This is a genomic window from Olivibacter ginsenosidimutans (assembly GCF_039542865.1).
Classification (GTDB): domain Bacteria; phylum Bacteroidota; class Bacteroidia; order Sphingobacteriales; family Sphingobacteriaceae; genus Olivibacter; species Olivibacter ginsenosidimutans.
Window position 1 is genome coordinate 398,541 of sequence record NZ_BAABIQ010000003.1, and the last position, 21,308, is coordinate 419,848.

Sequence of the window (21,308 nt, forward strand, 5' to 3'; positions counted from 1 at the left end):
GGGAAGGAGGAGCATCTATTAAAAGGCCTCGCAAATTCATTTTGCGGGGCCCTTTTTATATTAGTTTCTTTATCTTTACCGAATAAACACCCTATAATACGAACTAGGAGAGCATATGGAAGAACAAAATAATAATAATCAGCTGAATATAGAATTAACGGAAGAAACGGCAGAAGGAATATATTCCAACCTAGCTATTATCACCCATTCACATACCGAATTTGTTGTTGATTTTATTCGGGTTATGCCTGGAGTTCCAAAGGCAAAGGTGAAATCAAGAATTGTGTTGACACCTGAGCATGCCAAACGGTTAATGAAGGCGTTTCAAGATAATATCGCAAAATACGAGGCTATGAATGGAAAAATTGACACCCATGAAGAGCCTCCTTTTCCCATGAATTTTGGAGGTCCAACGGCGCAAGCATAGCGTTTAGTTATTAGTTGGTCGTTGATGGTTAATCGTTTTAACCTTGTAATATTTTTATGAAACGTATAGTGATTTGACCAATAACGAATAACCAATAAAAAATACATGAAATATCTGGATTTTAAAGGAAAGTGGGTATTGATTACGGGAGCTTCTTCTGGTTTGGGAGAGGAAATGGCGAGACAATTGGCCTACCAGTATGGTGCTCATCTCATTTTGTTGGCGCGTAGACAAGAGCGTTTAGAACAACTGCGAGAGTTGATAGAGCGGGAGACCAACTCAAAAGTGGATGTCGTGGTTGCCGATTTGTCGAAATCAGAAGAGGTAGAAGAATTGTTTTTGTCCATTTTGGATAAACGAGCTATTTATGCTGCCATTTTAAATGCTGGTATAACCTACTTGGGGGAGCATCTAGCATTATCCAATGAGCGATTCAATCAAATGATCCAAACCAATGTTGTGAGTATTACTTATATGACCACCTTATTGGCACGTTATTTTGAAGAGAGGCAATCTAAGGGAGGGATGATGATCGTATCAAGTATGGCGGCCATCTTTCCAACGCCATTTCAAGCAGCTTATGCGGGAACAAAGGCTTATTTATTAAATTTTGCTTCTGCTTTATCTCAAGAATTAACAAATAAACAGTTTTCTATTACCGTTTTTATGCCAGGAGGCATTGCAACGGAAATGACGGCGGGCAATGGTTTTAATGAACTCCGTGGTTATTTAATGCCTGTAAAACAAGTGGCAAAAGAGGGGTTGACAGCGTTTAAGAAAAGAAGACCTACCTATATTCCAGGATTTTTCAATCGCCTAAGCAGTAAATTGTCCTTTTTACTTCGAAAAGACTTTATTATCAAGCAAACAGGTAAGACCTACAAGAAATCGTTGGATAAACATTCGGGTTTGTGAGTTTCCAGTTGTGAGTTATGAGATTTTTTACGCACAACTCACAACGCGTAACACACAACTTATTTAAACCACTCCATTACTTCGTCTTTTGTTGGCATAGTGGCTTCAATTTTCATTTTTTTCCGTAATCCTCCCAAGTCGTTAAAGACTTTATTGGGATTAGCAGTCTTTAATGATTCAATAGTCGTAAGCCCCATTTTCTGTAATACAGGAACCCAGATGGCAGGTACTCCTTGCGACTCATAGTCATTAACAGAAGCCATTTTAACAATTTTTTCAGGACGCATTTGCGGGAAAAATAACACATCCTGTATACTCGATTGATTGGTCATCAGCATAGCCAATCGGTCAATACCGATACCGATACCCGCTGTTGGAGGCATACCATATTCTAGCGCTCTTAAAAAATCATAGTCAATAAACATGGCCTCGTCATCTCCGCGCTCCATCAATTTTAGCTGATCCTCGAATCGTTTTAATTGGTCAATCGGATCATTCAGCTCTGAATACGCGTTAGCGAGTTCTTTTCCATTAATTATCAACTCAAAGCGTTCCACCAATCCTTCTTTGCTTCGGTGTTTTTTTGTTAACGGACTCATTTCTATAGGATAGTCAATAATAAATGTCGGCTGGATATAGTGATGCTCGCATTGCTCACCAAATAGCTCATCAATTAGTTTACCTTTACCCATGCTTTCATCGACAGGAATTTCCAGCTTTTTGCAAATGGCTCTTAACCCATCTTCGTCAAGCGCACTAACATCAAAACCGGTATGTTCTTGAATGGCATCATATATACTGATCCGTTTATAAGGAGCTGCAAAATTAATGAGATGATCACCAACTTGAACAGTTGTTTTACCATTGGTAGACAAAGCTACCTGCTCAAAGAGTTTTTCGGTAGTGTCCATCATCCATAGGTAATCCTTATAAGCAACGTAAAATTCCAAGACGGTGAATTCTGGATTATGCGTTCTGTCCATGCCTTCATTTCTGAAGTTTCGGCTAAATTCATAAACCCAATCGTAGCCGCCAACAATTAGGCGTTTTAAGTAGAGTTCATTGGCGATACGCAAGTAAAGCGGAATATCCAGTGCATTGTGGTGGGTAATAAAAGGCCGAGCTGCGGCACCACCTGGAATACTTTGTAACACGGGAGTATCTACTTCCAAAGCTCCTTGAGTATCTAAAAAACTGCGGATAGCTGATTTCACTTTACTTACCTTAGCAAACGTTTCGCGTACATGCGGGTTAACCACTAAGTCTACATAACGTTGTCTATACCGGAACTCAGGATCGGTAACGGCATCAAATACTTTTCCATCAGCTTCTTTTACTACAGGCAAGGGTTTTAGTGATTTGGAAAGTACTGTTAATGACGTTGCGTGAATAGATATGGTGCCTGTCTGCGTAGTAAATACATGACCTTTAATACCAATAAAGTCACCTATATCGAGCAGTTTTTTAAAAACGGTATTGTATAAGGTTTTATCGTCTGTCGGGCAAAGTTCATCTCGGTTAAGATAAACCTGTATGCGCCCAGTGCTATCCTGAAGTTCTATAAAAGAAGCGCTTCCCATTACCCGTCTACTCATCATCCGCCCAGCGATGCTAATGTTTTTATAATTTAGCTTGTCGCGTTCGTAATTTTTATGAATATCCTGTGCGTTTACATTCACTTCAAACGCTTCGGCCGGATAAGGATTAATGCCTAACTTCTCCAATTGTTCCAGGGCTTGCCTGCGCAATACTTCCTGTTCTGATAGCATACTGCTCATTTAATTTTTTTAACGTTTTGTTTGGAAATTACCCTATTCTTTAATTTCGCAAACTTAGATAAAATTGGCTTTATATGCAATTATTGTAGCATTTACAGCACGCGTTACGTTAGCTAAATACATGAGAAAAATTTTTACGCAGCGGGTTTTGCTATGGCAGTAGTACGCTAGCTTGACAATAAGAGTTAATAGGTTTTTTGCGTATTTTTGAATTATTGTTTAATTGCTGTAGTGAAGTACCGCCTAGGAATTTTAAATAAAAACAAAAAATTAACACTAGAAAGTGCATTGGATGGCTGTGTCCAAAAAGATGATGAACGAAGTAAAGCGTTTATTTATAAAAAATACTACGGTTACATCCTGGCGGTGATTATTCGGTATATTAAAAATGAATATGACGCGGAAGAATTAGTCAATGAAACGTTTATTAAGGCATTCAAGCATCTTCCAAAATTCAATCATGTAGGCGAAGGAAACGTGTTAGAAAAGTCTTTTAGGGGTTGGTTAGCACGGATTGCGGCAAATCTTTCTATCGATTTATTACGGAGCCAAAAGAACATGGTAACCACAGACGAAGTAAGCGAACATGATGTTAATCCAGTAATGGTAACGGTGGCAGATAAACTGTATGCGGAAGATATTTTAAGGTTATTGGATAAGCTTCCGGAAATCCAGCGAGTAATATTTAATCTTTATGAAGTGGAGGGATATGCACATGATGAGATTGGGAAATTGCTGAATATTCCAGATAGCACTTCCAGAACATACCTAACCCGGGCGAAACAAAAATTAAGAAAATTATATATGGGAGAAATCGTTAAAGGAAGTTGAATTTTTTGGACGGTCCAAGTACTATAATGAGCATAAATACATGAAAGAAAACGAACATAAGGAACTGATAGAACGTATGGCAGATGTCTTGCGCGGACATTCAGCACCTTATAAAGAAGGGGCGTGGGAGCATTTTGTTGCCAAGCATGGGAAAAGAAGAAGGGTAATTCCTCTTTGGTATTTAAGTGGGGCCGCTGCCACCTTAATATTCGGTGTGGCCCTCTACCTATATAGAGGAAATTTTGATTCATCGATTCATCCAACAGCTACCAACTTTGCAAAACGTGTAACAGAAATAAATAAATCTAATGATACTGTAGATGGAGGAGATTCATTGGTGGTTGAATCTAAAAAACAAATACCAATGAATGATCACACTAATGCTTTGGCGGTAGCGGTACCTAAACCGTTAACACATAAAAACCACATACCGGATGAAACCGGAGAAACTGTACAGGAAATAAACAAGGACTTCCATCCTACAGAAGCTTTAGCAAGCAAACAAGCTGATTTACAGGAATCGTCGCCTGCAGGTCAGGACTATGTGGTGCAGCAAAAAGAAACAGTGCAAAAAGATCATGAACAGTTAACGGAAAATCGCAAAAAGGATGGTGAAGAAAGTGCTTTAATGCAAATGCTACAAGAAAACGATTCGTATATTTCTTCAGGAGAAGAATCAAAGATGCATATGGCTAGTCAGACGAATAGCGGTAAGTGGAATGTAGGTGTAGTACTCGCGCCCTCGGTAACCGGAGAGCGGTTAAATATGGGTGGAGGTGTGGCCGTTGCTTACCGTATTTCCAATAGATTATCGATAGGTTCGGGAGTTTCGGTAGTCGATCTCGGTTTGCATAACTCGACCCCCTTCAGTCCTTCTTCGTCTGGCCAAATGAACGCTCCCGTATCTACCGATGTTTTGAGCAGCAGGAGCGCTATGTTAAGCGCCAAGTCCAGTGAAACGAAGGAACTTGTTTCCGTGAATACGAAGCTACTGGCCTTAGATGTACCCATAGACTTGAAATACGACCTGAGTAAACAATTTTATGTAAGCGCTGGTGTATCATTTTTTGCGGTGTTAAACGAAGATCGTGTGAATAATTATACAACAACTACTCCGACGAATAGAACATTACAAAATACGGACGGATACGCTTTTTCTCAACCTGAGTTCCAAGTAAAAAGCGTGCATGAAGCCTCTTCTGAGACGCCTTATCAGGGAAATAGTTATTCAGGATTCCTCAATTTTTCTGTAGGACGGAAGATGCCTGTTTTCAAAAAAGTTGGTTTGTCTGTAGAACCGTTTATAAAGATCCCTATAGGAGAGTTGTCTAAACAGGATATGAACCTTCGTTATGGAGGTGTTCGTGTAATTACCAACTTCTAATTAGGTCGTTCTTAGTGTAAACCGTTGTGCTTTTTGAAAAAATAATCGTGTATTTGAATGAAGCATATCTACTATATCCTTCCAATTACAAGTAGTATTCAAGCGGTAGCACTCTGGCCTATAATTTTGGCCAATAAATCGTGGAAGGCATGTGGGGTTCCTACGCACATATTACGTCATGAAAAGATTCATCATCAACAACAATTGGAAATGCTTGTGCTTCCTTTTTATATTTGGTACAGCATAGAATGGTTAGTCAGATGGCTGATTTACCGTGATCGGAAGAAAGCTTATCGAGAAATATCCTTAGAGAAAGAAGCCTATGCAAATGATGGTAACCCCGGTTATTTGCAAGAAAGAAAATATTGGAGTTTCTTAAACTATTTTTAATCCGAGCGCCGTCTTTGGAGTGCAAATAAAAAGGAATTGAGGTATTAAGACGGGTTAAAGGAATAGTGTTAGAGGTTTAAACTAAAAAACAACGGCCTGTCCTTTCATTGAAAGACAGGCCGTTGTTTTTTAGTAGGACTGTTTTTTTTAAATCCTTAATATAAAGTAAACTCTACTCTCCGGTTTGCTTGTCGTCCTTCTGCGGTTGCATTGGAAGCGATCGGTTGTGTAGGACCATATCCTGTAGCTTCAATTCGTGATGGATTTGCTCCTTTGCTTACAAGGTAGGCCTTTACCGCTTCTGCGCGTTCTTTAGACAGACGCATATTGGTTTGCATCGAACCGGTATTATCGGTATGACCAGCTAACTTAAGACTAAAGTGCTTGTCTACTAATAATTGAGCTACACGGTTTAAACTTGCAAAAGACGTAGAGCGGATGGTTGCTTTTCCTAAATCAAACTCTAGGTTTTTAATGGCTTCATCGACTACCTTACGGTCTTCTTCTGTAACCGTAATCTGCTGAACTACTTGTTTCGCTTCAGGAAGTGGACAGCCCGATCCATCTACTTTTGTATTTGCTGGGGTTCCAGGGCACTTGTCATATTTATTCGCTACGCCATCTTCATCATCGTCAGCCAAATCTGTTGCTAACTGTGCCTTTAACGCTTCGTTTTCTTCTTGTTGTGCCTTTAACGCGGCAGCTAATTCATCATAGCTTGCTTGATAGTCACGTTTCATGGCGGCAACCGGGTTGCTATGTGCCAAGAATGGTTTTTCCTTAGCGCCCAAGGCGAATTCGAGACCTACGTGACCATAAGAAAACTTATCGTTAGTACCTAAATTAACCCCATCAAAGTCGGGTGATTTAACAAAATTCATCGTATAACCTAAATCGATGTTGATGCCTGGAGCAACACCAAATTTAAGTCCTAATCCTAAAGGAATAAAAAACTTGGTAGTACTTTCCGCAGTATTTTCCGTACCGTCACTTGCAATAAAAGTAGATTCAAAAGTCATTGCACCACCACCTGCGGTTAAGTAAGGTTGGATTAATCCATTTTCATGTCTCCAATTCACATTAGCCAATGTTATATTAGCGGATAAGGAAGCAGACCAAGGTATTTTGGTTTCAAAAGAGGAATTTTCAGGTCCATTTTTTCCGGCTACTTTGCCACCCATGTATGCTGCTTGAATACCAAAACCGGGTAAAATCTGCTTTTTAATATAAGCACTGTAGCCAAGATTATATTCCGATCCTTTGAAGTCTCTATGAAACCCGAAAGGGTTCCATGGGGTTAATACGCCGCCATTGACACCTATTGACCAAGTTCTATACTCTGACTCGGGAGCAAAAGGTTTAACCTCATTAACTTGGGTAGACTGTGCAAATACGCTGGTGGTAGTAGCTATAGCGATAGTTGCAATAAGGCAAGTTTTTCTTTTTATCATGAAATTTAATTTTGATTAAAATCTGTATTTCATTATGAAATTCGGTATTTGTTAAACAAAAAATAAGCCGATTTTAACTTTCTGAAAATCAAAAGATTGTTTAGGTTTACGCTTGGGCTAGGCTGTGCTAAAAAAAGGACGGTTTTCCATCGAAACCGCCCATATCACTAAGGCGTTATTTAGCGCAATCGATCTACTGACCGTATTAATTTAATGTCTTTTTTTACCCCTTTTAACGCTAAGATGAGGAAGATGAGATTAATCGGAATTAAAAGTGTTCCGATGCCGATATTGCTTAAATTCAAGGTTTTACTTACTTCGATAAGGGCGTTGTTTGCTGCTATATAAAGCCATAGCGCAAACAATAAAACTAAAACGATGGTGATTAAAATAAAGCTTACCTGTTTTTTCCGGTTTTTATACTGGGCAATGGTTAATAAAGGTAAAAATCCTAATAAAACGGTTGCTATGGTTTGCAATACAAAAACAAAAGACGTGTTTAATTGATTTTGTCCTCCTGCACTATCCAGCTTGCCTGTTACCTTGAGGGCCATTGCTATACCATTGGTATCGATATATTGAACATAAGGAAACAAGAATAAAGCTAAAATAGTCACAGAAGCAAGTAACAACCAAATAGTCTGTATGCGTTGTATCATGGGATATATAAATAAGTTCATACAAAGATAAGATATTCAGCGTAACACACAACTTGATACTCAAACGCAAAATAGCTAAGTTTGCATGCGGTGAGCCCAGTAACGAAACGATATTTTATAGAACTAGCCTTTAACGGTAATGCTTATCACGGTTGGCAAATACAACCAAATGCTTTAAGTGTGCAGCAAGTGGTGGATCGCGTTTTAGGGCAGGTGTTGCGACAGCCGGTCAATACGGTAGGTTGTGGAAGAACAGATACTGGTGTACATGCTCAACAGCTTTTTGCTCATTTTGATCTTGACGGAAATATCATTGCAGACAATGAAGCAAAAGTACTAAATAGCATTAATGCCCTTTTACCTCCTGATATTGCGGCTAAAAATATTTTTGAAGTAGCCAATCATGCGCATGCAAGATTTGATGCGATAAAGCGTTCTTATGCCTATTATATTCATTTTAATAAGAACCCCTTTTTAAATGGTTTATCTTGGCGCTTACGGGATAAGCCGGATATAACGGCTATGAATGAGGCTGCCCAATTCATGATGGCTTATCAAGATTTTTCTTGTTTCAGCAAATCGCATACACAGGTTTTTACCAATAATTGCCAGCTGATGCACGCTTCATGGGAGTGGCTTTCGGAAGAACGCTTGGTTTTTCGCATTTCTGCCGACCGGTTTTTAAGGAATATGGTGCGCGCAATTGTCGGTACATTAATCGCTATTGGGAATGGTAAGCAACAACCCACTTATATACATGAGGTTCTTCAAAGTAAAGATCGGCGGGCAGCCGGAACCTCGGTACCTGCTTGTGGACTTTATCTAACGGAAGTGGTTTATCCTTGGGATTTATGCGAGAAACAAAGGTAACAGGAAAAACATACGACATTCAGCTACTCCGGAGATTAGGCGCGTATTTAAAGCCTTATCGAGCGTATTTTATATGGTCGGTTGTCTTAACCATCGTTATTGCCGCAACTGCACCTCTTTTGCCTTTATTGGTTGAATATACCTTAGATCATTTTATTTTGAAAGGAGATTATAGTGGGCTCACGCTATTAACCTTATTGATGTTAGGGCTATTGTTGTTTCAAACCCTTGTACGGTACTACCATACCTTATTGACCAATACCTTGGGTCAGTCGGTTATTTGTGATTTACGAACGCAGATTTTCGCGCACATTACGGATTTGAGATTAAAGTATTTTGATCATACTCCGATAGGTCGGTTAATTACCAGAACGGTCTCTGATCTGGAAACTATAGCCGATATTTTTTCTGAGGGATTGATTCAGATCATTGGGGATATCTTGCAGCTTATTGTGATCATCGCGGTTATGTTTTATACCGATTGGCGCTTGACACTCATTGTTCTGATTCCGATGCCAATTATGGTGATAGCAACCTATTTTTTTAAAGAAGCGATGAAGTCCGCTTTTCAGGATGTACGTTATTGGGTAGCCAACCTGAATACCTTTTTGCAGGAGCATATTTCTGGGATGAGTGTTATCCAATATTTTGCCCGGGAAAAACAAGAAATGGATAAGTTTAAGGCAATCAATGCTGAACATCGAGATGCCAATATACGTTCTAATTGGTATTTTTCAATCTTTTTTCCGGTTATCGAAATCATCATGGCCATAGCATTGGGTTTATTGGTTTGGTATGGTGCTAAATCTATCCTTTCCGAACGAATTTCTGCGGGTGTAGTGGTTGCCTTTATCATGTATATCAACATGATCTTCCGTCCTATACGGGAGCTGGTAGATAAATTCAATACACTACAAATGGGCATGGTAGGAGCAGAGCGTATCTTTAGTGTGTTGGATACGGATGAGCGCACCCCTAATAAGGGTATTTTAAAACCGAATCATATCCATGGGGCAATTGTATTTGACCATGTTTGGTTTGCTTATAATGAGGAGCATTGGGTACTTAAAGATATTAGTTTTGAAGTAAAACCGGGAGAAACACTGGCACTAGTAGGTGCAACAGGTGCCGGAAAATCATCTATCATTAGTATTTTAAGCCGATTTTATGAAATTAACAACGGAACTATTAAATTGGACGGGATAGACATACGTCAGTATGAGCTTTCTTTTTTAAGGAAAACAATAGGTACCGTTTTACAAGACGTTTTTCTATTTTCCGATTCGGTGGCTAATAATATCAACCTTCATAACCCATCAATTACGCGTGAAGCTATTGTTGAGGCCGCTAAAAAAGTTGGTGCACATGAATTTATCGAACGATTACCTGGCAGTTACGATTATGAGGTAAAAGAACGTGGTGCTACATTATCTGCTGGTCAAGCACAGTTATTGTCTTTTATCAGGGCATTGGTGCACGATCCAAAAATCTTAATCTTAGATGAAGCAACCTCGGCTGTTGATACGGAGACCGAGTTACTTATACAGGCTGCGATTGATACTCTAATGAAAGATCGCACCTCAATTGTTATTGCCCACCGCTTATCGACGATTCAAAAAGCAGATCGAATTATTGTTTTGGATCATGGCGAAATTAAGGAGATAGGTAATCATCAAGAGTTACTGCGCCTTAACGGATACTATAAGCGGCTTTATGATCTGCAATTTCATTCGGCAAGCATTTAGGGTTGTTAGCTGTTGGTATCAAGATATCAGTATCAAGTATCAAGATATTCTTAACGCTCTTGGCTTTAAGTTTTTCACTTAAGGTCTTGTGTCTTGCTACTTGTGTCTTATGTCGTCTTGAAGTTGTTGGATGTTGGTTTTTAGAAGTTGCAGTAGCACGGGCAGTAATATGAGTAGGGTTGTGACAGCTTTTCGCTTTCTGCTTTAAGCTTTCCGCTCCTAAAACTTAATTAAGTATTCCCTTATTTAAAATGATTTTAGTAAGTTTGCGCTACAAAAATTCGACTAATGAGTGTACTTGTAAATAAAGATTCAAAAGTTATTGTTCAGGGCTTTACAGGAAATGAAGGCTCTTTCCATGCTTCGCAGATGATTGAGTATGGTACTCAAGTGGTAGGTGGTGTTACACCTGGTAAGGGTGGTCAGACCCATTTGGACCGTCCGGTTTTCAACACAGTTCAAGATGCGGTAGATAATACGGGTGCGAATGTCTCCATTATATTCGTTCCACCAGCGTTTGCCGCTGATGCAATTATGGAAGCTGCCAGCGCTGGAGTTGAGGTTATTGTATGTATTACCGAAGGCATTCCAACCAAAGACATGATTATGGTTAAGGAATACCTTAAAGATAAAAAATCGCGCTTAATTGGTCCTAACTGTCCAGGTATCATTACAGCCGATGAAGCTAAAATTGGCATTATGCCCGGGTTTATCTTTAAAAAGGGAAATGTAGGCGTAGTGTCAAAATCAGGTACTTTAACCTATGAGGCGGTAGATCAAACGGTTAAAGCTGGGCTAGGTATTACCACTGCTATTGGTATTGGCGGTGACCCCATCATCGGTACCACCACGAAAGAAGCTGTTGAATTACTGATGAATGATCCAGAAACAGAAGGTATTATTATGATCGGCGAAATCGGTGGCGGAATGGAAGCTGAGGCTGCACGATGGATTAAAGAGCATGGCACAAAACCCGTTGTCGGTTTTATTGCTGGCCAGACAGCGCCTCCGGGCCGTAGAATGGGGCATGCAGGTGCTATTGTAGGAGGAGCTGATGATACTGCAGCAGCAAAAATGAAAATTATGCGGGAATGCGGTATCCGTGTGGTAGAATCACCTGCTGAAATTGGAGCGGCAATTGCTGAGGAATTAGCAAAAGTTAAGGCTTAGTTGTACGTAAAAAAGCTTTACGTGGAAAACACAGCCTATAATTAATAGCTATCCGTCTATAAATTACGATTTACTGACGTGAAAAATAAAAAGCCTGTAAACTACTTACGGGCTTTTTGCGTATATTGTTTCTATAGTAAACAATATGAAGATGTTTAAAAGTCGGCGTGCTGACTTCCTTTCATCCGATCTTTTTCCCTCGTTATCTCAGCTGTAGTGGAAAGGTCTATTCAGCAAGGTGAGATTCCTTCCTGGGTGCTGGGAATCAGCATGATGCGTTGATGATGTTGTCTTAGACTTGATATGATGATAGGATCTTTTAGATACTTCATTATAAAGTTGATGATCAAAAAAAGAAGATTTATGGAACCTAACGAAGTAAATACAGATATTAAATCCGCTGGAAATTATAATCCACTTACAGCAGAAGAAGCTTGGGTGATCGAAAAAAAAGGCACTGAGCGACCATTTACCGGAGCGTTATTGGATAACAAGGCTAAGGGTGTTTATCTTTGCAAAAAATGCAATTTACCACTCTATCGTTCAGAAGATAAATTCGAATCCCATTGCGGTTGGCCAAGTTTTGATAACGAGATTGAAGGTGCCGTAAAACGGATTCCAGATCCGGACGGCAGGCGTACCGAAATTGTATGTGCACATTGCGGAGCACATTTGGGCCACGTGTTTCTAGGAGAAGGGTTTACTAGTAAAAATACGCGCCATTGTGTAAATTCCATATCCATGAAATTTATTCCGCTGGAGCGCTAAAAACACCTTGCTATCCCCGTCATTTGTGCGAAGCGGTGATACATATGATCTCAAAAGAGAATCTAAAAATCGTTATTTCTTTCCTCAATAAAACAAATGTCTGGGCGTTACGCTGCTTTTTTATATAACCCATAACAAAATATATCTTTATTTTAGTCAATCGATTTATAACACGTGGAAAATGTTTAACAGGAATAAAAAGATCTCTTTGATCGCATGCAGTGCGTTATTGAGCCTATCCATAGGAGCAAGTGCCCAGGAGAAAAAGTTGATAGATTACGTTGACCCTTTTATAGGAACGGGTGGGCATGGACATACCTTCCCTGGTGCAACCGTTCCCTTTGGCATGGTGCAATTAAGTCCAGACAATGGAACTGCCGGATGGGATTGGTGTAGCGGATATCATTACAGTGACAATCATATTGTCGGGTTTAGCCATACCCATTTAAGCGGTACAGGCATAGGCGACTGGTTAGATATCTCCGTAATGCCGATGCTTCAACCTGTACAAGGGGAGCCGGGCGACTTAAGAGCAACGTTTAGCCATGACCATGAGCAAGCCTCTCCTGGTTATTACCGTGTACAGCTAGATAATCAGATTGGCGTCGAATTAACGGCTACGGAAAGGGTCGGTCTTCACCGTTATCAATTTCCTGCACGAAGTATCCCTGTTATCCGGTTAGATTTGGCTTTTAATCTTAATTGGGATGCACCTACAGAGACCTACGTTAAGGTGTTAGACGATTCTACGCTAATAGGCTATCGCTATTCTACCGGTTGGGCACAAGTGCAGCGGGTATATTTTGCCCTTCGTACGTCCGTATCCTTTAAAGAAGCTATCCTTTCTGGATACGGCATACAATCTGCGCAAATAAAAGCAGCAAAGACTGAAGAAAAGGGAAAGGGCGTCTCTAGTCAATTGGTCTTTAATGAACAACAGAAAAATGTAGCACTCAAAGTAGCGCTTTCTATGACAGATGAGCAGCATGCGCTACAAGCGCTTCAGGAAATTCCGGATTGGGATTTTGATCGGGTTAAGCGAGAAGCTGAGGATAAATGGGAACGTGAGTTACAAAAAGTGCAGCTATCCTCTACGGATAGTAAATTAAATCGTGTCTTTTATACCGCTTTATACCATACTTGTATCGCTCCGACATTGTTTTCAGATGCCGATGGCACTTATAAGAATGCAAAGGGCGAAGTTCATAAGATGGTTGGTAATAATCAGCGTTATACTGCTTATTCACTATGGGATACCTTCAGGGCTTTAAATCCGCTGTTTACGCTCACTCAACCAGAAAAATATACAGCTATAGTGAATAGCCTGTTAGCTTTTTATGATGAGAACGGTTTGTTACCTGTTTGGGATTTAAGTACTTGGGAAACCAATACTATGACCGGTTATCATGCTATTCCGGTTTTAGCGGATGCCATTTTAAAAAAGATACCCGGAATTGATGTAGAGAAAGCTTATCAAGCCATGTTGGCTTCGGCTTATCAAAAGGGTAGAGGGGTACCTTATTATATTCAATATGGTTATATGCCGCAGGATAAAATGGGGCATAGTGCCAGTGTAACCCTAGAGTACGGTTACGATGATTGGTGCATTGCACAAGTGGCTAAGCAATTAGGAAAAACGGCCGATTATGAAACGTTTAGTAAACGGGCGCAGGCTTATCAGCATATCTTCGATGCACAGACAGGGTTTATGCGAGCGAAAAACAGTGATGGTCGTTTTGCAACTCCTTTTGATCCGTATTTGTCAGAACACGATGAAGTTAAAGCCCAGTATGTAGAAGGAAATGCATGGCAGCATTCTTTTTTCGTACCACATGATGTGCGTGGTTTAGCTAAACTTTACGGTAGTCACACTAAATTGAGTGAGAAATTAGATTCCTTATTTGCTGTAAGTTCTCACTTAACAGGAGGAAATACTTCACCAGATGTAAGCGGAATGATTGGTCAATACGCTCATGGCAACGAACCCAGCCATCATATTGCTTATATGTACGATTTTATTGGTGAGCCCTGGAAAACTCAGCAACGCGTACGGCAGATTGTTGATTCGATGTATCATGATCAACCCGATGGTTATGCCGGCAATGAAGATTGTGGACAGATGAGTGCATGGGCAGTTTGGAGTATTGCAGGTTTGTATCCGGCTAATCCGGCTAGTGGTGAATATGTGATCGGAAGTCCGGTTGCGGATGAAGTCGTTTTTAAACTAGGGAATGGAAAAGCATTACGGTGTAAAACCGTTAATAACAGTAAAGAAAATATATATGTGCAAGAAGTAAAATTTAATGGAAAGAAATACGATAAAACTTATTTTAAGCATACCGATATACTAAAGGGAGGGGAAATAGAGTTTATTATGGGAAACAAGCCAAATAAAAAATGGGGCAAGAAAAAAGAAAGTTGGCCTCAATCGGCTATTGATACCGAAAGATAAACATGAAATACGCTAAACGGGTAAACAAACAGGTACTTTATTATGGTGCCTGCTTGCTTTTATTGATGGCATGTGCGCCGCGATTGCATCAAACAGGAGGTGCTTCCTATTATGGCGATGAATTCAAAGGCAGGCGTACTGCGAGCGGTCAAAAATTCAGGCAACATAAACTAACGGCCGCTCACAAAACCTTACCCTTTGGCACAAAGGTTAAGGTTAAAAATTTGAATAATGGTCGTACGGTGAAAGTAAAGATCAATGATCGTGGCCCCTTTGTATCCGGCAGAATAATAGATTTATCCAAAAAGGCGGCCCGTCGTTTAGGTATGCTTCAATCAGGCACTGCTCCCGTTGAGATTACGTATAAAAAGAAGTCGCGTCATTAATTTCCAAAAGCCATTTTAACGCCTAAATTTATACCTAAACCGCCGATATTGACATAAGATGTCAGATCGTCTGCGGGTTTGTTAGGATCAAAGCCGTCCGCTCCAGCAACATTATCGTGCTCGGTAATCGTTTTGTGATAGTATACCTGTTTACTGCTCTCGCTTGCTGTTTCAGTACTTAGCGAACCATTGGCAATTGGTTGTCCGTTATTGACGATTGTATATTCGCCACTTAATTGATCAAGATCCTTTTTTCGTGAACCAACCGAAATATTCCGATATTCCAATTCTACATATAGACTCCATTGATTATGAATTGCCCAATCAAAGCCAATAGCACTTTGGAAACCCACCGTAGGATTAGCTTTAACGTGATCAACACGATTTACGTCCGTTAAAATCATTATAGCGTTCGGTGGTAAATCTGTTGGCAGTAAATTCATGCTTTGTGCCACGCTGCCTGTAAGATCATTTACGGTAGTGATGCTTTCCATATATCCGCCAACAGGAATGATAAGTCCTACTTTAGTATAAGGTTTTAATGCCGTATGGTTTGGGATATGTACAACTAGAGCCGGTGCAACGTCAAATGCTTTTGCTTTAGCCGAGCTGTGTAACTGAAGGACTTCACTGCCTTCCATGTATCCTTGTTGCCGCATCATATCCTGTGATCGACTTTGGTAATAATTGATACCTACTTCAATACCAAGAATGTTACTGAAACGATAACCCGGAGTGATACCAAAACGCCAACCTTCACCGAAAGACCCCGTAATGGTACTTTCAGAAACTGTTTGTTGGGTAGGTGGATTGCCTGGAATAATATTAAAAATTCGGTCCCTTGCAGGTTGCCCTCCAATGGCTGGAAATTCAACAGGTGTGACTTTGATAAAATAAGCACCACCCGCTTTTATATAGAATTTACGGTTTTGTTGCTCCTGTGCATCTGTTAAATAAAAACAGGAAAGGATGAGGAGGTATGTAATAAAAATAAATTTCATAATAAAGCGAAAAATTTTATCCGTTGGTTAAATATTGTGATGTATACGATACTAACAACAAAGGAGGCGTAAAAAAGTTTTAATCCAATTAAGCACGTTTTAATATGTTCGTAAACTAAAGTTGCAATCGGGGAAGGAGGGAATAAAATTTGATACTTTCAAGGGGAAACCTCACAGAGGCTTCCCTTGAAAGTTTTAAATTTATAATGAGTTAGCGTTTGCATTTATGAGTGGCCAAATGTAAATTATTTATTTTATTCGTGCAAGCATATGAAATAAAAAAATGGCGTAAAAAGATAAAAGAGGCTTAGCCTAATGCCGATCTAATAAAAGCAATAATTCTCTGTACTTCGCTTGGCTCAAACCAATGGATTTTTTCGTCTTTTTTAAACCACGTAATTTGTCGTTTAGCGAATTGGCGGGTATGTTGTTTTATTTTCTCCACTGCCGTTTCTAAGGAGTATTTATGATCTAAATACGCAAATAATTCCACATACCCCACGGTTAGCAGTGGTGGGAGATGGCGATAAGGAACTAAGTCTTGAACTTCTGCTAATAAACCCTCTTGCATCATATGGTCTACCCGTTTATTGATCTGGTGATATACTATTTCCCGATTGGTGTTCAGGCCAACCATGAGGCAATTGAATGGTCTAGACTTCCGTTGCTCCTTTCTAAAATAAGAGAAAGGTTTTCCTGTACTTTCGAAAACCTCAAGCGCCCGAATAAGTCGTTGTGGATTCTGAATGTCTGCAACGGCATAATATGCCGGATCTACGCGTTTTAATTCGGTTTGTAGCCATGTTAGGCCTTGGTCGCGATAGCGTTGGTTTAGTTTATCTCGAATACCAGGCAAAGGTTTTGGTAAGTCATCTAGACCTATACAAACCGCATTAACAAATAAACCGCTGCCACCCACTAGCACTAGGACATCTTTTTCCAGAAATAATTCATTGATTTTAGTTAGGGCTTCCCGCTCAAAGTCTCCGGCGCTATAGTTTTCGTGTATACTTAATGAATTAATAAAGAAATGGGGAACTGCAGCCAACTCTTCTGCTGTCGGTTTCGCAGTTCCAATAGTCATCTCTCGATAAAATTGTCTGGAATCAGCAGATATAATAACGGTTTGAAAGGCCTTCGCTACTTCAATAGCCAAAGCTGTTTTGCCTATCGCTGTTGGACCTACTATGGTGATGAGTGTTTTGATAATATTTAATTAGCCAATTAGCCAATTGGCTAATTAATAGTCGTCTTCAAAATTCTCGTTATCTGAAAATTCGCCCGAGAAGTCGTCCTTTTCCTCAGCATCTTCTTGTGTTTCTTCATCGTCCATTAAATCAAGATCCAAATCTTCCGTATCGTCAATACCATATTCGGTTTCATTGAGAAAGTCGTAGTCTTCTTTATCCTCTTTCTTGGTAGTCGATTCTTCGGTAGGGATTACTGCTGCGCCGAAAGGCTTTGGTGCCGTTCCAACAGACTTGGTGATTAAAGGGTAGGTTTTTCCTTTTTCTTCCTGTAAAATCTTGATCAATTGCACATGGAAGTCGAAAGGCCGTTCAAAATTATAGGTATAATAAAACTTTTGATGCGGATCATCTATAAACTTATTCAGCTTAGCACTTTCCATAAGCGCTATACCTTTTTCCTTCTTTCGGGCATTGGGCAAATAGGCAATTTCTTCACCTTTCATCCATTGTTCGTTACTAATATAAAAGGAAGAAGATACTTCTGGATTATAGCCTGTTGATTGTTGAATGGCCTGATGTAAATCTAAAAACGTATGGGTAGATTGTATATCAATCTCACGGATAATTTCATCATAATCCTCAAATGTAACTCTAAACCTATAAATAGCCATGATAGAAAACCTATTTTAAACCGCTAATATCATTAAAAAATTAAAAAGTCAAAATTAAAAAATCAAAAAGCCAGAAGCAAAAAAACTACGAATCGGGAAGCCACCTTAGTGTCTTAATACTGGATGTGCGCTAAAAAAAAGCGAAAAGCGTAGTTGCAGATCGTCTCCAGCAATTAGAAGCTAATCACGTTTTACGCTGTACAGATAAACCCAGTTTCTCTCCTTTTGTTTCCATAAATTGAAGGGCCTCTTGGCGATTGTTCTTAATTTCGCCTTCTAGTATTGCTTCCCGAATGGCATTTTTTATGATGCCTACTTCACGGCCGGGTGGTAGGCCAAACATTTGCATAATATCTTCGCCACTTACTGGTGGTTGCCAATTCCTAATCTGGTCACGCTCTTCTACATCCTTTAACTTCTGTTTAACCAATTCAAAATTGTCGCGATATTTTTTGCGTTTATACTCGTTTTTGGTCGTAACATCTGCATGGCAAAGCTTCATCAGGCTATCGATGTCATCGCCAGCCTCAAAGAGTAAACGTCGGACGGCAGAGTCGGTTACAATGTCTTGTGCTAATACGATTGGCCTTAGGTGTAACAAAACCATTTTCTGGACAAATTTCATTTTTTCGTTCAGCGGTAATTTTAGTTCTGTAAAAATTTTAGGTACCATACGTGCACCGCGGTCTTCGTGTCCATGAAAAGTCCAACCTATTTTGGGGTCAAATCGTTTGGTTGCAGGTTTAGCAATATCGTGCAAAATTGCTGCCCAGCGCAACCAAAGATCATCCGTTAGTTCAGCAATATTATCCAATACTTCTAATGTATGGTAAAAATTATCTTTATGTCCTTTTCCATTGATCACTTCAATGCCCTGCAGCTGCGCCATTAATGGAAAAATAAGCTGAAGTAAGCCTGTGTCAAAAAGATAGTTGAAACCAATACTTGGTTGTTCTGAGGCAATAATCTTATTGAGCTCATCGGTAATTCGTTCTTTAGAAATGATTTTAATCCGTTCTCGTTGTTTTTTTATGGCACTGAAAGTTGCCGTGCTGATTTTAAACTTTAATTGCGCGGCAAAGCGTATGGCGCGCATCATGCGCAACGGGTCATCGGAAAAGGTACTTTCAGGATCAAGTGGTGTACGAATGGTGCGTAGCTGGATATCTTTGACACCATTGAACGGATCGAGCAAATCTCCAAAATTAGCTTTGTTCAAGCTGAAAGCCATAGCGTTTACCGTAAAATCCCGGCGCTTTTGGTCATCTTCCAAAGAGCCATCTTCGACGATTGGTTTGCGTGAATCTGATCGATAAGACTCTTTGCGGGCACCGACAAACTCAATCGTCAACTGGTTATGTCGAAGCATTGCCGTACCAAAATTTTTGTAAACGGCTACTTTGGTATTTAATTTGGCACCTACCTTCTGGGCAAAGTCAATACCACTTCCGATAACGAGAATGTCTACATCATTTTTGAAGGGCCTCTTCATTAATTGATCCCGTACGTAACCGCCGATAACGTAAATTTCTACCTGGTGTACATCCGCTAAATCACGCAACGTTTTAAAAATAGGAAGATGTAAGTGCTCTTTCATTATGTGGCGAAAATACGAAAATAGTTGCGAGTTACCAGTTGTGGGTTGCTTTTGTATCTGATGAACTATTTTATTTTCGAATATAGGAGAAAGCTCCGCTAGTATCGAGTTTCATAATGGTAGAAGCCTGTTTCGGTGTGGTATCTTCTTGCCCATAGTGTACCACATAATCTACACCACTTTTGATGGCGTCACTAATAGCTGCAAAATTTTGAGGAGAAATTTCCCCACTGATATTGGCAGAAGTAGAGACAATGGGTTTCCGAAAGCGCTTGATCAACTGCTCACAAAAAGGATGTTTAACAATACGAATACCGATACTTCCATCTTCAGCTAATAAATTAGGTGCTAGATTTTTGGCACCATCGTAAATGATCGTCAGTGGTTTATCCGTATATTCAATAAGCTGATAGGCAACTTCGGGCACCTCCTGTACATAACTTATGAGCCTGTTTTCGTTTTCTAATAAAACAATTAAGCTTTTGTCTTTTGCTCTGCCTTTTAGCTGATATATTTTTTCTATCGCTTGCGGATTGGTGGCATCACAGCCGAGTCCCCAAATAGTATCTGTAGGATAGAGGATGATGCCTCCAGCATGGAGGACTTCAAGTGATTTATTAATATCGTTATTCATGGGTCAAAACCGCTTTTAATTCGTCGATAATCAATTGTTCATCCAGCAAATGCATACACTCAGGAGTTGGATATAAGGTACACGTATTTTTAACACAAGGTTCGCAAGCCAGTTTTCCGGCTCGGATGATACGCAGATGGTCTTGATTATAAGGCCTCGTGTTTTTTTCATTACCCGCCCCAAAAAGTACGAGACAAGGGGTGTCGAAGCTGTTGGCAACGTGAGCCGGACCCGAGTCGGTACTTAACAAGATACGGCAGGAGGCTAACAAAACCATTAATTCTTTTAGTGATGTTTTTCCGGCGTAATTCCTGACACGGCCTGTTGACGGAATTTGGGCCAGAATAGCCGTAATATACGCACTTTCCTTAGGAGACCCAATAAAACCTAATTGACAATCGGGAAGTTCCTGAGCCAACTTCTTGGTTAAGGAAACCGCTTTATCCAAAGGCAATCGCCGGGATGAAGCCTCTGAATTAAAGTTAACCAAGATGAGGTCACGTTTGGTGTCTTTTTCATTTGGTGGCAGTAAAGACACTCTAGGTTGATCCTGTTTTTTGCCAGTAAACTGTTCTAATAGATATAGGTATTCTTCGACTCGATGCAAGCCATCAGGCTTTTTATAGGTCTTGGTAAATAAAAAAGAGCGCATTTCACTTTTAAAACCCACTCTTTTTTTGGCACCTGTAGCATAGCCCATTAAGGCAGCGGAAAAAGAATCGGGTAAGGAAAAAAACAAGTCGAAGCGATACGATTTTAGTAATCTCCCAAAGCGCAGTGCTCCTCGGGCACCTGGATGCACCGTTTTAGAAAACAGGTGTATTTGGGAAATTCCGGCGATGCCGTGCACGATATCGGCAAGTTCCTTTTTGGCGATCACATGTATTGCTGCATGTGGGTACTGCTTCCGTAATTCATGAATAAAAGCAGTACCCATAATCACGTCTCCTAGCCAATTCGGAAGTCTTACCAGAATTTTCATGCAAATG

General features: G+C 40.0%; 20 protein-coding genes. 11 read left to right on the forward strand and 9 right to left on the reverse strand.

The window, feature by feature from the left end; translation table 11 throughout:
- Positions 1 to 115: 115 nt before the first annotated feature.
- Together ABD930_RS03010 and ABD930_RS03015 are read left to right on the forward strand one after the other, a co-directional pair.
- Positions 116 to 427, forward strand: coding sequence for a DUF3467 domain-containing protein (locus tag ABD930_RS03010; protein WP_345230205.1), 312 nt, complete (start codon positions 116 to 118; stop codon positions 425 to 427).
- Between the two features lie 105 nt (positions 428 to 532).
- Positions 533 to 1,342, forward strand: a complete 810-nt coding sequence (locus tag ABD930_RS03015; RefSeq protein ID WP_345230206.1) for an SDR family NAD(P)-dependent oxidoreductase — start codon at positions 533 to 535, stop codon at positions 1,340 to 1,342.
- A gap of 59 nt (positions 1,343 to 1,401) precedes the next feature.
- On the opposite strand, the gene lysS is transcribed toward ABD930_RS03015, so the two are convergent.
- Positions 1,402 to 3,120 (reverse strand): lysine--tRNA ligase, encoded by a 1,719-nt coding sequence (gene lysS / locus ABD930_RS03020; RefSeq protein ID WP_345230207.1) that lies wholly within the window; start codon positions 3,118 to 3,120, stop codon positions 1,402 to 1,404.
- 207 nt (positions 3,121 to 3,327) lie between these two features.
- On the opposite strand from lysS, the gene ABD930_RS03025 reads away from it, so the two are divergent.
- From ABD930_RS03025 to ABD930_RS03035, 3 genes are read left to right on the forward strand one after another with little or no spacing between them, the layout of a single operon-like run.
- Positions 3,328 to 3,951 (forward strand): RNA polymerase sigma factor, encoded by a 624-nt coding sequence (locus ABD930_RS03025; protein WP_345230208.1) that lies wholly within the window; start codon positions 3,328 to 3,330, stop codon positions 3,949 to 3,951.
- 40 nt (positions 3,952 to 3,991) lie between these two features.
- Positions 3,992 to 5,335 (forward strand): hypothetical protein, encoded by a 1,344-nt coding sequence (locus tag ABD930_RS03030; RefSeq protein ID WP_345230209.1) that lies wholly within the window; start codon positions 3,992 to 3,994, stop codon positions 5,333 to 5,335.
- Between the two features lie 57 nt (positions 5,336 to 5,392).
- Positions 5,393 to 5,725: a hypothetical protein gene (locus tag ABD930_RS03035; protein WP_345230210.1), complete on the forward strand. Its 333-nt coding sequence runs from the start codon at positions 5,393 to 5,395 to the stop codon at positions 5,723 to 5,725.
- Positions 5,726 to 5,880: 155 nt separating this feature from the next.
- Here ABD930_RS03035 and ABD930_RS03040 read toward each other — a convergent pair whose 3' ends face one another.
- A complete protein-coding gene (locus ABD930_RS03040; protein ID WP_345230211.1) occupies positions 5,881 to 7,176 on the reverse strand; it encodes an OmpA family protein in 1,296 nt (431 codons plus the stop codon).
- Positions 7,177 to 7,355: 179 nt separating this feature from the next.
- Entirely contained in the window at positions 7,356 to 7,856 is a 501-nt protein-coding gene (locus ABD930_RS03045) for a DUF4293 domain-containing protein (protein ID WP_345230212.1), read from the reverse strand.
- Positions 7,857 to 7,925: 69 nt separating this feature from the next.
- Between ABD930_RS03045 and truA the strand changes: the two genes are divergently transcribed.
- The 6 genes from truA (at position 7,926) to ABD930_RS03075 (ending at position 15,226) form a co-directional block, all read left to right on the forward strand.
- A complete protein-coding gene (gene truA / locus ABD930_RS03050) occupies positions 7,926 to 8,705 on the forward strand; it encodes a tRNA pseudouridine(38-40) synthase TruA (RefSeq protein WP_345230213.1) in 780 nt (259 codons plus the stop codon).
- Positions 8,687 to 10,450, forward strand: a complete 1,764-nt coding sequence (locus ABD930_RS03055) for an ABC transporter ATP-binding protein (protein WP_345230214.1) — start codon at positions 8,687 to 8,689, stop codon at positions 10,448 to 10,450. Before truA ends, ABD930_RS03055 begins: the two co-directional genes overlap by 19 nt.
- A 288-nt stretch (positions 10,451 to 10,738) precedes the next feature.
- Positions 10,739 to 11,620, forward strand: coding sequence for a succinate--CoA ligase subunit alpha (gene sucD / locus ABD930_RS03060; RefSeq protein WP_345230215.1), 882 nt, complete (start codon positions 10,739 to 10,741; stop codon positions 11,618 to 11,620).
- A 363-nt stretch (positions 11,621 to 11,983) separates the two neighbouring features.
- Positions 11,984 to 12,388, forward strand: coding sequence for a methionine-R-sulfoxide reductase (locus ABD930_RS03065; protein ID WP_345230216.1), 405 nt, complete (start codon positions 11,984 to 11,986; stop codon positions 12,386 to 12,388).
- A gap of 181 nt (positions 12,389 to 12,569) precedes the next feature.
- The gene (locus ABD930_RS03070) at positions 12,570 to 14,840 is read left to right on the forward strand and encodes a GH92 family glycosyl hydrolase (RefSeq protein WP_345230217.1); all 2,271 of its coding nucleotides are present in this window, start codon (positions 12,570 to 12,572) and stop codon (positions 14,838 to 14,840) included.
- A 2-nt stretch (positions 14,841 to 14,842) separates the two neighbouring features.
- Positions 14,843 to 15,226 carry a septal ring lytic transglycosylase RlpA family protein gene (locus ABD930_RS03075; RefSeq protein ID WP_345230218.1) on the forward strand — a complete coding sequence of 128 codons (384 nt, stop codon included), beginning with the start codon at positions 14,843 to 14,845 and terminating at the stop codon, positions 15,224 to 15,226.
- On the opposite strand, the gene ABD930_RS03080 is transcribed toward ABD930_RS03075, so the two are convergent.
- From ABD930_RS03080 to ABD930_RS03105, 6 genes are all read right to left on the reverse strand, one after another.
- Positions 15,223 to 16,227 (reverse strand): outer membrane beta-barrel protein, encoded by a 1,005-nt coding sequence (locus ABD930_RS03080; RefSeq protein ID WP_345230219.1) that lies wholly within the window; start codon positions 16,225 to 16,227, stop codon positions 15,223 to 15,225. The two genes, ABD930_RS03075 and ABD930_RS03080, sit on opposite strands and share 4 nt — an antisense overlap.
- Positions 16,228 to 16,534: 307 nt before the next feature.
- Complete coding sequence (miaA, locus tag ABD930_RS03085) at positions 16,535 to 17,437, reverse strand: tRNA (adenosine(37)-N6)-dimethylallyltransferase MiaA (protein ID WP_345230302.1); 903 nt, start codon at positions 17,435 to 17,437, stop codon at positions 16,535 to 16,537.
- A 30-nt stretch (positions 17,438 to 17,467) separates the two neighbouring features.
- The gene (locus ABD930_RS03090; RefSeq protein ID WP_345230220.1) at positions 17,468 to 18,088 is read right to left on the reverse strand and encodes an IS1096 element passenger TnpR family protein; all 621 of its coding nucleotides are present in this window, start codon (positions 18,086 to 18,088) and stop codon (positions 17,468 to 17,470) included.
- Positions 18,089 to 18,272: 184 nt separating this feature from the next.
- Positions 18,273 to 19,685: a CCA tRNA nucleotidyltransferase gene (locus tag ABD930_RS03095; RefSeq protein ID WP_345230221.1), complete on the reverse strand. Its 1,413-nt coding sequence runs from the start codon at positions 19,683 to 19,685 to the stop codon at positions 18,273 to 18,275.
- Between the two features lie 70 nt (positions 19,686 to 19,755).
- On the reverse strand, positions 19,756 to 20,319 hold the full coding sequence (locus ABD930_RS03100; protein ID WP_345230222.1) for an L-threonylcarbamoyladenylate synthase: 564 nt from the start codon (positions 20,317 to 20,319) through the stop codon (positions 19,756 to 19,758).
- On the reverse strand, positions 20,312 to 21,301 hold the full coding sequence (locus ABD930_RS03105; RefSeq protein WP_345230223.1) for a glycosyltransferase family 9 protein: 990 nt from the start codon (positions 21,299 to 21,301) through the stop codon (positions 20,312 to 20,314). The genes ABD930_RS03100 and ABD930_RS03105 overlap by 8 nt, the downstream gene beginning before the upstream one ends.
- Positions 21,302 to 21,308 lie beyond the last annotated feature (7 nt).

Bases quoted from the DNA above. Each gene is read 5' to 3' on its own strand.
- ABD930_RS03100 (WP_345230222.1), bottom strand. From the start codon at position 20,319: ATGAATAACGATATTAATAAATCACTTGAAGTCCTCCATGCTGGAGGC.
- ABD930_RS03045 (WP_345230212.1), bottom strand. From the start codon at position 7,856: ATGAACTTATTTATATATCCCATGATACAACGCATACAGACTATTTGG.
- ABD930_RS03105 (WP_345230223.1), bottom strand. From the start codon at position 21,301: ATGAAAATTCTGGTAAGACTTCCGAATTGGCTAGGAGACGTGATTATG.
- ABD930_RS03030 (WP_345230209.1), top strand. From the start codon at position 3,992: ATGAAAGAAAACGAACATAAGGAACTGATAGAACGTATGGCAGATGTC.
- ABD930_RS03080 (WP_345230219.1), bottom strand. From the start codon at position 16,227: ATGAAATTTATTTTTATTACATACCTCCTCATCCTTTCCTGTTTTTAT.
- ABD930_RS03070 (WP_345230217.1), top strand. From the start codon at position 12,570: ATGTTTAACAGGAATAAAAAGATCTCTTTGATCGCATGCAGTGCGTTA.
- ABD930_RS03015 (WP_345230206.1), top strand. From the start codon at position 533: ATGAAATATCTGGATTTTAAAGGAAAGTGGGTATTGATTACGGGAGCT.
- ABD930_RS03090 (WP_345230220.1), bottom strand. From the start codon at position 18,088: ATGGCTATTTATAGGTTTAGAGTTACATTTGAGGATTATGATGAAATT.
- ABD930_RS03040 (WP_345230211.1), bottom strand. From the start codon at position 7,176: ATGATAAAAAGAAAAACTTGCCTTATTGCAACTATCGCTATAGCTACT.
- ABD930_RS03035 (WP_345230210.1), top strand. From the start codon at position 5,393: ATGAAGCATATCTACTATATCCTTCCAATTACAAGTAGTATTCAAGCG.
- ABD930_RS03095 (WP_345230221.1), bottom strand. From the start codon at position 19,685: ATGAAAGAGCACTTACATCTTCCTATTTTTAAAACGTTGCGTGATTTA.
- ABD930_RS03010 (WP_345230205.1), top strand. From the start codon at position 116: ATGGAAGAACAAAATAATAATAATCAGCTGAATATAGAATTAACGGAA.
- ABD930_RS03075 (WP_345230218.1), top strand. From the start codon at position 14,843: ATGAAATACGCTAAACGGGTAAACAAACAGGTACTTTATTATGGTGCC.
- sucD (WP_345230215.1), top strand. From the start codon at position 10,739: ATGAGTGTACTTGTAAATAAAGATTCAAAAGTTATTGTTCAGGGCTTT.
- lysS (WP_345230207.1), bottom strand. From the start codon at position 3,120: ATGAGCAGTATGCTATCAGAACAGGAAGTATTGCGCAGGCAAGCCCTG.
- ABD930_RS03065 (WP_345230216.1), top strand. From the start codon at position 11,984: ATGGAACCTAACGAAGTAAATACAGATATTAAATCCGCTGGAAATTAT.
- ABD930_RS03055 (WP_345230214.1), top strand. From the start codon at position 8,687: ATGCGAGAAACAAAGGTAACAGGAAAAACATACGACATTCAGCTACTC.